The organism is Kribbella catacumbae DSM 19601, from assembly GCF_000372465.1.
Lineage (GTDB): Bacteria > Actinomycetota > Actinomycetes > Propionibacteriales > Kribbellaceae > Kribbella > Kribbella catacumbae.
In genome coordinates this window covers 40819-52917 of sequence record NZ_AQUZ01000035.1, presented here as the reverse complement: position 1 = coordinate 52917, position 12099 = coordinate 40819, and the positions used below count along the sequence as shown (strand labels likewise).

Annotated in this window: 7 protein-coding genes; 3 read left to right on the top strand and 4 right to left on the bottom strand. The window is 66.3% G+C overall.

Going from position 1 to position 12099, the window contains the following annotated elements; all coding sequences use genetic code 11:
* Positions 1-5: 5 nt before the first annotated feature.
* From A3ES_RS0129960 to A3ES_RS0129945, 4 genes are read right to left on the bottom strand one after another with little or no spacing between them, the layout of a single operon-like run.
* A complete protein-coding gene (locus tag A3ES_RS0129960) occupies positions 6-1256 on the bottom strand; it encodes an ABC transporter substrate-binding protein (RefSeq protein ID WP_020390537.1) in 1251 nt (416 codons plus the stop codon).
* Between the two features lie 14 nt (positions 1257-1270).
* The gene (locus A3ES_RS0129955) at positions 1271-2095 is read right to left on the bottom strand and encodes a carbohydrate ABC transporter permease (protein WP_020390536.1); all 825 of its coding nucleotides are present in this window, start codon (positions 2093-2095) and stop codon (positions 1271-1273) included.
* Positions 2088-3002, bottom strand: coding sequence for a carbohydrate ABC transporter permease (locus tag A3ES_RS0129950; RefSeq protein WP_020390535.1), 915 nt, complete (start codon positions 3000-3002; stop codon positions 2088-2090). Before A3ES_RS0129950 ends, A3ES_RS0129955 begins: the two co-directional genes overlap by 8 nt.
* Entirely contained in the window at positions 2999-4207 is a 1209-nt protein-coding gene (locus A3ES_RS0129945; protein WP_020390534.1) for an ROK family transcriptional regulator, read from the bottom strand. Before A3ES_RS0129945 ends, A3ES_RS0129950 begins: the two co-directional genes overlap by 4 nt.
* A 241-nt stretch (positions 4208-4448) precedes the next feature.
* Here A3ES_RS0129945 and A3ES_RS0129940 point away from each other — a divergent pair, with 241 nt between their 5' ends.
* The 3 genes from A3ES_RS0129940 (at position 4449) to A3ES_RS0129930 (ending at position 11899) form a co-directional block, all read left to right on the top strand.
* On the top strand, positions 4449-5639 hold the full coding sequence (locus tag A3ES_RS0129940; RefSeq protein WP_237745093.1) for an ROK family transcriptional regulator: 1191 nt from the start codon (positions 4449-4451) through the stop codon (positions 5637-5639).
* A 105-nt stretch (positions 5640-5744) separates the two neighbouring features.
* Positions 5745-9056, top strand: a complete 3312-nt coding sequence (locus A3ES_RS0129935) for a TIM-barrel domain-containing protein (RefSeq protein WP_020390532.1) — start codon at positions 5745-5747, stop codon at positions 9054-9056.
* Positions 9053-11899: a TIM-barrel domain-containing protein gene (locus tag A3ES_RS0129930; protein ID WP_020390531.1), complete on the top strand. Its 2847-nt coding sequence runs from the start codon at positions 9053-9055 to the stop codon at positions 11897-11899. Before A3ES_RS0129935 ends, A3ES_RS0129930 begins: the two co-directional genes overlap by 4 nt.
* Positions 11900-12099 lie beyond the last annotated feature (200 nt).

Genomic DNA, 12099 nt, shown 5'->3' with positions numbered 1-12099 from the left:
TTCCGTCACTTCTTCAGCAGGCCGTTGACCTTGGTCTGGGCATCGGCCAGCGCCTTCTCGACCGGCTTGCGCCCGGCCGCGGCCGACGTGAGCTCAGCGGTGACCAGGTCCTGCATCTCCTGCTGACGCTCGATCACCGGCGGCAGCACGGTCTCCTCCAGCGCGGCGAAGACGGCCTTGCGGTTGGCCGGCTTCTTCTGGTCGAGGTACGGCGCCAGCTTGGCCTCGTCCGCGACCGGCGGCAGCTCCCACGAGGTGGCCAGCCGGGTCTTCGTCGTGTCGTCCGAGGAGGCCAGGAAGGTGACCCACTTCTGCGCGGCCTCGGCGTTCTTCGAGGCGGCGGAGACGACCAGGCCGTTCACGAACATCGCGGACGCCTTCTTGGTGTTGCCGGGCTCGACCACGACGTCCCACTCGAACGGCGCCGCCGCCATCGCGCTGAACATCCAGATCCCGGTGTGCCACATCGCCAGCTTGCCCGACTTGAACAGTTTCGAGTCGAAGTCCGGCGTACCGGCGCCGTCGGCCTCGGTCGGCATCGACTTGCCGACCTTGTCGATCAGGAACTTCGCCGCCTCGACACCGGCCGGTGAGTTGAAGGTCGCCGCGGTCTTGTCGGCGTTCAGGAACTCGCCGCCGTTCTGCGCGAGCACCTTGTAGAACTCGTTGTACGACACGGGCTGGTAGTCACCCCACACCTTGGCGCCCTTGTCCGTCAGCTTTGCAGCTGCGGCCTGCTCGTCCTTCCAGGTCCACTCCGCCGTCGGCTCGGCAACGCCGGCCTTCTTGAACAGCGCCTTGTTGTAGAACAACACGACGTTCGAGAACGACTCCGGTACGCCGTACTGCTTGCCGCCGTCGTTGAACGCGTCGACCAGCGACTTCTTGTAGACACTCGTGTCGACGTTCTTCAGCTCCGCCAGCGAACCGTTCTTCGCGTAGGTGACGAAGTTCTCGTAGTTCAGCTCGAACGCGTCGGCCGCGGTGCCACCAGCTACCGAGGTCTGCAGCTTGGTGAAGTAGTCCGCGTACGGCACGGTCTCCACCTGGACGGTGATGTTCGGGTTCGCGGTCTGGAAGGCGTTGACGATCGCCGTCAGGTCCTTCTCATGGCCGTCGTTGGAGGAGAAGTTCATGTACCGCACGACGGACTTGCCCTCCGGCGCCGCGGCCTCCTTGGTCGCCGATCCCTGCCCGCACGCAGCCAGTAGCACGGTGAGTGCGACCGTGGTGGCCGCTGTTTTGATGAGACGCATGATGGTGGTTCCCCTCATTTGATACCGGTGTGTGCGACACCGGCGATGATGTGGCGCTGCGCGAGCAGATACACGATGGCGATCGGGACGATCGAGACGACGGAGCCCGCCATCACGACGTCCCACTGAGTGGTGAACTGGCCCTGCAGGGTGGACAGACCGAGCGGGAGTGTCATGAACTCCGGCGACCTGATCACCACCAGCGGCCAGAGGAAGCTGTTCCAGCTGCCCATGAACGCGAACACCGCGACGGTCGCGAGCGCGGGCCGGATCAGCGGCAACACGATGGTGGTGAAGATGCGCAGGTGGCCGGCGCCGTCGATGGTGGCCGCCTCGTCCAGCTCCATCGGTACGGCGGTCACCGCCTGGCGGAGCAGGAACACCCCGAACGCCGAGGCGATCGTGGGCGCCAGCAGGGCGAAGTACGTGTCCTGCAGGTTGAAGGTCTTCATCTCGATGAACAGCGGAACGACGAGCACCTGCAACGGCACCATCAAGGTGGCCAGGTAGAAGCCGAACACGACGTTCTTGAGCGGGAAGTGCAACCGCGCGAACCCGTACGCCGCCATCGAGCCGGTCACCAGTTGCAGGGCGGTCGAGGCGATCGCGATCCCGAGCGAGTTGAGAATGATCCGCCACATCGGGATCGCGTCGAGCAGCGTGCGGTACGCGTCCAGCGTCGGGTTCTCGACGACGAGTTTCGGCCCGTCGGCCAGCGAGCCCTCGGGAGTGATCGAGGTGATCACCGTCCACAGGAACGGGAACAGCATGATCGCGGCGCCGACCAGCACAGCGACGTACAGGGCGAGCTTGGCGGGGAGGGATCTGGTGTCACGCATAGTGCACCCACCGGCGCTGGCCGCGGATCTGGACCACGGTGATGAGCAGGATGACGGCGAAGAGGATCCAGGACAGCGCGGACGCTTCACCGGCCCGGCCGTAGCGGAAGGTGAGGTCATAGATCTGGCCGACGACCACCTGGCTCGAGCCGGACGGCCCGCCGGCGGTCATCACGTAGACCTGGTCGAAGACCTGGAAACCGTTGATCAGGGAGATCACCACCACGAAGAAGGTCGACGGCGAGAGCAGCGGAAGAGTGACACGCCAGAACCGTTGCCAGGCGCTGGATCCGTCCACCTTCGCGGCCTCGTAGATGTCACTGGGGATGGCCTGCAACCCGGCGAGCAGAATGACCATCACGAACCCGAGGTCCTTCCACGCCGAGCTCAGAATGACGGCCGGCAGCGCCCAGTGCGGATCGGTCCACCAGCCCGGCTCGGGCAGACCGATCGCCCCGAGCACCTGGTTGACCAGGCCGTTCGTTGGATTGAGCAACCACTTCCAGACCAGCGCGACGACGACCCAGCTGGTGACGACGGGGAGGAAGTACGTCGCCCGGAGGAACGCGCGACCTTTGAGTTTCTGGTTGAGCGCCAGCGCGAGGCACAGCCCACCGGCGTACACGATCGGGAGGTAGCCGGCGACGTAGATCAGCGTGTGCAGGAAGACCCGCCGGGTCATCTCGTCGGTGAGCAGGTTCCGGTAGTTGCCCAGACCCACCCATTCCATCGGTGAGATCAGGTTCCACTTGTGCAGGCTCACCCAGAGCGAGGACACCATCGGGACCAGGGTGAAGACGAACAGCGGGATCGCGCTCGGCAGCAGGAAGAACAGCACCCAGCCGAGGCGCTTCCAGCCGCCCGGCTTCCGGGTCTTGGTGCGGACGGGCGTCGCGTTTGCCTTCATCGGGTCTCCAGCCGCGCGCGGACGAGACGGCTCTGCTCGCCGCCGTTGCCGGCGGAGTCGAACGGGGACGACAACACCAGCGACGCGGCGCCGCGGGCCCATTGGTCCTCCGTCCACGGCTCCACCACGACGGGTACCTCTCGGCGGGCCGGTAGCAACGATCGCCGGAACGACGGCTCGAACCCGGTCTGCCAGAACTCCCATCCATCCACTCCCTCGCCCATCAGCACGACGACCTCCGGGTCGACCGTGTGGATCACTCCGGCGAGCGCGCGGCCGAGCATGCCGCCTGCCTCTTCGAAGACCTGCTGTGCCTGGGCGTCGCCGGTGGTTGCTGCACGCAACAAGGTCGGCAGGGTGCCCCGCGGGCCGATCGCTTTGCGAGCGCGCGCAGTACGGACGATGCCGGCGGCACCGATGTACGCCTCGAGGCAGCCGACCGAACCGCAAGTGCAAGGCGGCTGCTCGGTGCCGGGGGACCAGACGGGGATGTGGCCGATCTCGCCGGCGCCGCCGTTGGCTCCGCGATAGATGCCACCGTCAACGACGATGCCGCACCCGATACCCCGCCCGATGGTGACGACCAGGTACGCCGAATGGTCGCGGCCGATCCCATAGAGCCGCTCGGCAGCGGCCAGCGTGTTGACGTCGTTGTCCACCAGGACCGGGGTGCCGATCGCAGTACGCAGTACGGGCCCGACCGGAACGGATTGCCAGCCGAGGGTCGGGGCGTCGACGATGCCGGACGCCTGAGAGTCGACAGACCCCGGCACGCCGACGCCGACGCCGAGCAGCCGGTCGTCCAGCTCGGCGACCTGCTTGGCGAGGATCTGGCCGAGGCGCTCGATCGCGTCGGCGGCACCCGGGTCGTAGTCCAGCTCTGCCGACGACCTGACGGTGCCGTCCAACTCGACGGTCACCACGGCGACGTGATCGGCGGTGACCTTGGCCCCGAGCGCGACGCCCGCATCCGTCACCAGCCCCAGCAGCCGGGCCGGCCGGCCACCCTTCGAGGGCACGGACTCCAGTTCCTCGACCAGCCCGCGGGCGATCAGATCCTTGGTCACCTGAGTCACCGTCGCCGGGCTCAATCCCAGCCCCTTGGCGATCTCGGTCCGCGAGGTCGGGCCTTGCGTCCCCAGCAACCCGACGATCCCCGACGGCACCAGATCACCCCGGGGGATCGGACCTTGCCCACTCGCCACGTGCTCTCCTCGACTTACTTCGCCACTAAATTTAGCCAAAAACTAAGCCCGCTCCCGAGAGGTGTCAAGGGTTTGCGTACCTAAGAACAGGCAGTACTCGGTCGCACGCCGTCGGTAGCCGGTCTGCCAGGCGTGATCGGTGCCGCGGCCGGGCACTACTTCCTGTCGGTCGGTACGAGGTGTTGACGACGGTCAGGTGCCGGGGTTAGCTGGGACTTCCTTCGGTGACCTTAGTAAGGCGGTGAGGCGGGTGCAGCCGGTTCGGGTGGGGAGCAAGGAGCTGATTCGGGAGATCAACGCGTCGCTGGTGCTGGGGGAGCTCCGGGGTGGGCTGGTGTCGCGGACGGAGTTGGCCAAGCGGACCGGATTGAGCCTGCCGACGGTGTCCGAGATCGTCGGCGACCTGATCGGCTCCGGCGTGATCGAGGAGCGGGAGACCGCGTCGTCCGGAGGTGGCAGGCGACCCGTGCTGCTCGGGTTGAAGCCCGATGCCGGGTACGTGATCGGCATCAAGCTCACCGAGACCCGCGTGATCGCCGTACTCACCGATCTCAACGCCGGGATCGTCGAGCGGATCACCGCGACCGTCAGCCAGGACGACGTCGGTACCGTCGTACGGACTGTTGCCGCCGTGGTCAAGAAGCTCAAGACCAAAGCCAGTCCCGTGTACGGCGTCGGCGTCGGGCTCGCCGGCGTGATCGACCGGGCCAGCGGTCTGGTCCGGCACGCGACGTACTCCGATTGGCACGACGTCGACCTCGCCGCCTTGCTGGAGAAGCGGACCGGACTCCCGGTCGTCGTCGACAACGACGTCAACACCTTGGTGGCCAGCGAGCAGTGGTTCGGGGCCGGCCGGGGTGTCGCCGACGTGGCCGTGGTCAGCATCGGCCGTGGTGTCGGACTCGGCATGGTGCTCGACGGACGCCTGTACCGCGGCGCCGGCGGCGGGGCCGGTGAGTTCGGGCACACCAAAGTGGTTGCCGATGGCCCGCTTTGCGACTGTGGCGGCCGCGGCTGCCTCGAAGCGCTGATCGGCGAGCCCGCCATTCTCGCCGCGACGAGCACCACCACCATCGAGCAGGCGACCGACCTCGCCCGCGGCGGTGATGAGAATGCCCGCGAAGTCTTCACCCAAGTCGGCCGGACCCTGGGGACGGCCGTCGGCAACCTGGTCAACCTGTTGAACCCGAAGCTGATCGTTCTCGCGGGTGAGGGGACCCGGGCCGGCGATCTCTTCCTTCCCGGCTTCGACGAAGCCCTGCACCAGGCCGTTTTCGACGGACTCCAGCGTGACCTGGAGGTCGTCGTGGACGACTGGGACGACGAGGCCTGGGCGCAGGGCGCCGCGGGCCTGTTCCTCGGCGAACTCTTCCAGCCCAACCTCCGCCCGGATGAGGCCGACCGCCCGTCCCTCACCACGCGTTCCGCCTGACCACACCACCTTCCGCCTGACCACACACCACCTTCCGTCGGCCGACCGGGCTCCTCCGGCGCCGACCGCACCGGCTGTCCCGGCCGGAGAGACGTGAGGCCGTAGATGAGGTATGCCCTGACACCGCCGCGAAGGCGGTGGGTCGCTGCGCTCCTGGTGCTCGCAGCGGTCATCTTCCAGTTCACCCCCACACCTGCTTTCGCCGGCATGCTGACCGGCGTCTTCCACGCCCCGTACGGCGCCGACGAGCTTTACAACACCGCCCTGACCGAGCGCGCACCCCGCGACCCGATGGCCGGCCAGGCCGTCGAGGTCAAGGCCACCACCTGGCCGATCTCACCAGGGCAGACGGTCTGGATCACCTGGACCAAGAACGGCGTCAACCAGACGCCCGTCGGTGCCGCGTTCGACTACAACAGCGGCAACAACACGTACTGGAAGGTCCCGCTCGGCACCTTCGCCCGCGGCGACAAGATCACCTACACCGTCAACGCCGACGTCGACGGCGCCAACCAGAAGACCACCGGCCCGTTCTCCTTCGCAGTCACTTCGTACTCCGGTACGGGCAACGTCTCAGGTTTCGTCAACAACGGCACCAGCGTCGACGTGACGACCGGCGACACCGCCGGCAGCTTCACCCCGAAGGTCCGGTTCGCGTTCCCCGCGACCGACCGCTTCCACGTGCAGGTCGCCCCGACGGGCAGCGGACTCAACATCACCGGCTCCTCGGCGTACACGGTGACCGACAGCGCGGGCACCTTGCAGATCGCCACGACCAAAGTGGTTCTCAAGATCCAGAAGTCGCCATACCGCGTCGCTGTCTACAAGGGCGACGGCACGACGCTCATCGCCAGACAGTACGACCCGACCGCCTTCCGCAACACCGGCTGGGCTAGTGACGGCAGTACGACGGTGACGAAGGTCGAGGACCACTGGCTCTCACCCGTGGGTGAACGTTTCGAAGGACTGGGCGAGCGGTACGACGCGCTGAACCAACGTGGCAAGGACGTTCACAACTACGTCTACAACCAGTACCAGGACCAGGGCCCCACAGCTCGCACCTACCTCAGCGTCCCCTTCTTCACGAACTCCGCCGGCTACGGCATCTACGTGCCCAGCACCCGCTACTCCGTGTTCAACCTCGGCACCCACTTGAGTGACATGGCCGGCTTCACCGTCGACACCGGTGGCGCGCTCAACTCGACGGTCGACTACTACTTCTTCACCGGCACGCGCGCCGAGATGCTCGACCAGTACACCGCGACCACGGCCAGGCCGAAGCTGCCGCCGAAATGGTCGTTCGGGCTGTGGATGTCCGCGAACGAGTGGAACACGCAGACCGAGGTGAATGCCGAACTCGCGAACGTCACCTCGAACAACATCCCGCACAGCGCGATGGTGCTCGAGCAGTGGGCGGACGAGGCCACCTTCTACCTGTGGCACGGCGCGACGTACACGCCGAAGCCGGGCGGCCAGGCCCTCGCCTACAGCGACCTGACCTTCCCCGCGGGCAGCGCGTGGTCGAACCCGAAGGCGATGGTCACCGCGGCACACAACCAGAACATCAAGATGATTCTCTGGCAGATCCCGGTGCTGAAACAGGACTTCGACACGAATCCACCGACAGCGCCACAGCAACATGTCAACGACCGTGACTATGCCGTTGCCCAGGGCTACGTTCTCGGCGACGGCGCGGGCGGTCCATACCGGGTCCCGTCTGGTCAGTGGTTCGGCAACAGCACCGTGCCGGACTTCACCAACACCGCAGCCACCAACTGGTGGATGAGCAAGCGGTCCTACCTGTTCGACGACATCGGGATCGACGGACTGAAGACCGACGGCAGCGAGGCGGTCTTCGGCCGCAACGTGACCAGCAGCAGCGGCCGCAAGGGCGACGAGCTGCACAACGCCTACCCGAACGAGTACACCCGCGCCTACAAGGACTTCGTCGAGACCAAGACCGGTTCGCAGGGCACGCTGTTCAGCCGCGGCGGTACGTCGGGTGCGCAGGCCAACTCGATCTTCTGGGCCGGCGACCAGGCCTCAACGTTCGACGCGTTCCAGCAGGCCGTTCGGGCTGGGCAGAGTGCCGGTCAGTCCGGTATCCCGTTCTGGTCCTGGGATCTGGCGGGCTTCACCGGCACGTTCCCGAGCAGCGAGCTCTACCTCCGATCGGCGGCACAGGCAACCTTCTCGCCGATCATGCAGTACCACTCGGAGAAGTCGAACCCAGGCGTCTCCGAGGCCCGTACGCCGTGGAACGTGCAGGCCCGCAGCGGCGACGCCACGGTGATCCCGAAGTTCCGCAAGTTCGCCAACACCCGGATGAACTTGATCCCGTACCTCTACACGGAAGCCAAGAACGCTTCCACCACTGGCCTTCCGATGATGCAGGCGATGAGTGTCGCCTATCCGGGGGATGCCACCGCGGCGGCCCAGGAGCAGCAGTACATGTTCGGCCGGCAGTTGCTGGTGGCACCGATCACCACGCAGGGCGCGACCAGCAAGAACGTCTATCTGCCGGCGGGCGAGTGGTACGACTTCTGGAACGGCGGCCGCGCACAGGGCGCCGGTACCAAGGTCTACACCGCTGATACCGGCACCATCCCCGTCTACGCAAAGGCCGGCGCGATCGTCCCGCTCAACCTCAACGCGAACTACGAGCTGGGCGGGACCATCGGCAACAGCGTCGACACCTACGCCAACCTCGCCTTCCGCATCTATCCGTCCGGCACGACGAGCTACGGGTACTTCGAGGACTCGGCGAACCAGACGCGCACCGTCACCTCGACCGAGAACTTCGCCGGTCACCAGGTCACCGTGAGCGTCCCGCCGCTCGCCACCAAGAGCACGCTGCAGGTCGCCTCCAGTAAGCCGACCAGCGTGTCGAAGGATGGTTCAACAATGTCGGCCCACGCGACGCTCGCTGCCCTACAAGGAGCCACCGAGGGCTGGTACTGGGATCCTGTTCAACAACTCACGTTCGTCAAGACGGCGTCCAGCGCGGCGGCGCGGAGCGTAGTACTGAACGGTGTCGACAAGGCTGCTTATGAAGCCGAGTTCGGCAGCAACACCGGTACTACGACGAACACCGACCACCCGGGCTTCACCGGCACCGGATTCGTCGACGGGTTCGAGACGGCCGGCGACGCGGTCCAGGTCGACACGAACGCGAGCGTCACCGGCAGCCACATGATCAAGCTCCGCTACGCCAACGGCGCCGCGACCACGGCAACCCGCACGATCCAGGTGGACGGCGTCAGTGTCGGCTCGGTCAACCTCCCGAGCACCGGCAACTGGGACACCTGGGGCACAGCCACGCTGACAACCAACCTGACCGCAGGAAAACGCGTGGTGAAGGTCGTCTACGGCACCGGCGGCATCAACCTCGACAACGTGGGGGTGGTGCGTCCATGAAACGTCTCGCAGCATTCCTGCTACTTCTTCCGCTCTTGGTTGTGTTGCCTACCGCAACGGCAAACGCGGCGGTGCAGAGAGTCCAGTTCGCTGCCGGGGGCAACTACCTCGTGGTTGAGTTCCTCGACAACGACCTGGTCCACTTCGAGATGGGTGCGGGCAGCGGTCCCGGCACCGGCTCGCCGGTCTTCACCACCACGCAGATCGCCAAGGCCGACTACCCCGGGCCGACCAGCCTTAGTCAGGTTGGCGGGGTGCTGACGACGCCGGGCATCAAGGTGGATGTCAACACGTCCACGCTGTGCGCGACGGTCACCGACACCACCCGCACGCCGCAACTGCTGCTCAACACCACCTGCCCGCGCAATCTCGGCCAGGCGTGGAAAGGCCTGAGCTTCACCAAGTCGTCCATGCAGAACGCCTACGGACTCGGCGAGCAGTTCTTCATGGGCGGTAGCGCCGACGGCGACTGGGTCGGCCGGCAGCGCACGGGCGGCACCTATGGCAACGCGATGCTCTACGACACGGACAACGGCCCGGTCGGCAACGCGCAGATCCCGGTGCTGTTCGCGGTCGGTGCCAACACCACGAACTACGGCATGTTCGTCGACCAGGTCTACAAGCAGCAGTGGGACCTGACCGGCGATCCGTGGACGATGGACACCTTCGGCGACCAGCTTCGCTGGTACGTGATGAGCGGTCCCGACCTGCCCGATCTCCGCAAGGACTACCTGGAGCTGACGGGTCGCCCGCCGGTCCCGCCGAAGAAGGCGTTCGGCCTGTGGATGTCGGAGTACGGCTACGACAACTGGTCGGAGATCGACGCCACCCTCAATGGGCTGCGCGCTAACAAGTTCCCGACCGACGGCGTGATGCTCGACGTGAACTGGTTCGGCGGCGTCACGGCCGGCTCGGACAACACCCGGATGGGCACGCTGGAATGGGACCCGGTCAACTTCCCCAACCCGGCGACCAAGCTCGCGGCGTACAAGAACACCAACGGCGTCGGCGCGATGACGATCGAGGAGTCGTACGTCGGCAAGAACCTGCCGGAACACACCACGATGGCCAATGCGGGCTACCTGATCCGAGCCGGCTGCTCGAGTTGCAACCCGGCGTACCTGACCGGGAACGACTGGTGGGGTCGCGGCGGCATGCTCGACTGGACCCAGCCCGCCGCCAGCACGCAATGGCACAACACCCAGCGCCAGCCGCTGATCACCGATGGCGTGATGGGCCACTGGCTCGACCTCGGCGAGCCCGAGATGTACGACGCCAACGACTGGACCGCCGGCCTGCTCCCGGGCAAGCACGCACACTCCGACTACCACAACCTCTACAACCTGGAATGGGCTCGCGGCATCGCCAAGGGCTACACGGACAACGCAGTACAGCAGCGGCCGTTCATGCTCGCCCGATCAGCAGCCGGCGGCATCCAGCGCACCGGTACTGCGATGTGGTCCGGCGACATCGGCTCGAAGCTCACGGCACTCGCTGCGCAGCAGAACGTCCAAATGCACATGTCGATGTCCGGCATCGACTATTTCGGCTCCGACATCGGCGGCTTTCGGCGCGAGATGCTCAACACCGACCTGAACGAGCTCTACACCCAGTGGTTCGCGAACTCGTCCTGGTTCGACGTCCCGATCCGGCCGCACACCGAGAACCTCTGCAACTGCGCGGAGACCTCACCCGACTCGATCGGCGACGTACCGAGCAACCTGGCCAACCTGCGTCAGCGGTACGAGCTCACGCCGTACTACTACTCGCTCGCGCATCGCGCGCACACGACCGGCGAACCGCTGATCCCGCCGCTGGTCTACCAGTACCAGAACGACCCGAATGTGCGGGAGACCGGTCACGAGAAGCTGATCGGCAAGGACCTGCTGGTCGGGGTCGCGGCCGGGGCGAACCAGCGCAAACGCGACGTCTACCTGCCGGCCGGGACCTGGTTCGACTACTACACCAACAGCAAGACGGTCAGCACCGGCCAGAACCTGACCGACGTGCCGCTGTGGCGCAACGGCAAGTTCCAGCTGCCCGCCTACGCCCGGGCCGGCGCGATCATCCCGAAGATGCACGTCGACGACCAGACGATGAATGTGGTCGGCAAACGAGCCGACGGTACGACGCGCAACGAGCTGGTCGCCCGGGTGTACTCCGACACCACGGCCTCTTCGTTCACGCTGGCCGAGGACGACGGCTCGACCGTCGGCTACCAGACCGGGGCCAAGCGGACGACGGACCTGACCCAGTCGCGGTCGGGCAGTACCGCGACCGTCGGCATCGCCGCATCGTCGGGGACCTACACGGGAGCACCGGCGTCGAGGCAGAACGTGGTCGAGCTGGTCGCCGACACGCAGGCGTCGGGCGTCACGCTCAACGGCACCGCGCTGACGCAGTACGCGAACAAGGCGGCCTTCGACGCGGCCGCGAGCGGCTGGTACAACGCCGGCGGCAACCTGGTCGTGGCCAAGTCGGCCTCGCTGGCGACGAGCGCCGCCAAGACGTTCGTCTACACGCTCGGCCAGGCCGTCGTCTCGAAGACGTTCAGCTGCGCCAACGGCACGACAACGGCCGGACAGTCCGTGTATGCCGTCGGCAGCGCGCCGCAGCTTGGCGCCTGGTCGGTGGCGAGCGCGGTGAAGCTGGCGCCGACGAGTTATCCGACCTGGACCGGAACCATCAGTAACCTGCCGCCCGGCACAACCGTTGAATGGAAGTGCATCAAACGCCAGGAAGCGAACTATCCGGCGACCGCCGACCAGTGGGGCCCGGATCCGAACCTCTCGTTCACGACCCCCGCGACGGGCAGTGGAGGGACCACCTCGGGCGGGTTCTGAACCGCCCACGGCCGGTGGCACTGTGATGCCAGTGTCACCGGCTGTCGCGCGCTCTGAGACCATCGTCACGTGGAAGTATGTCCTGAGTAAGGACTGTGTGAAGATTCGCTGCTGACGGCTCTGTAGATGTGGTTCACCGCTCAATGAACCGTAAGTTCTGCAGAGATGTCGGTCGAAGTCAGGAGTGAGCGAAGTGCAAC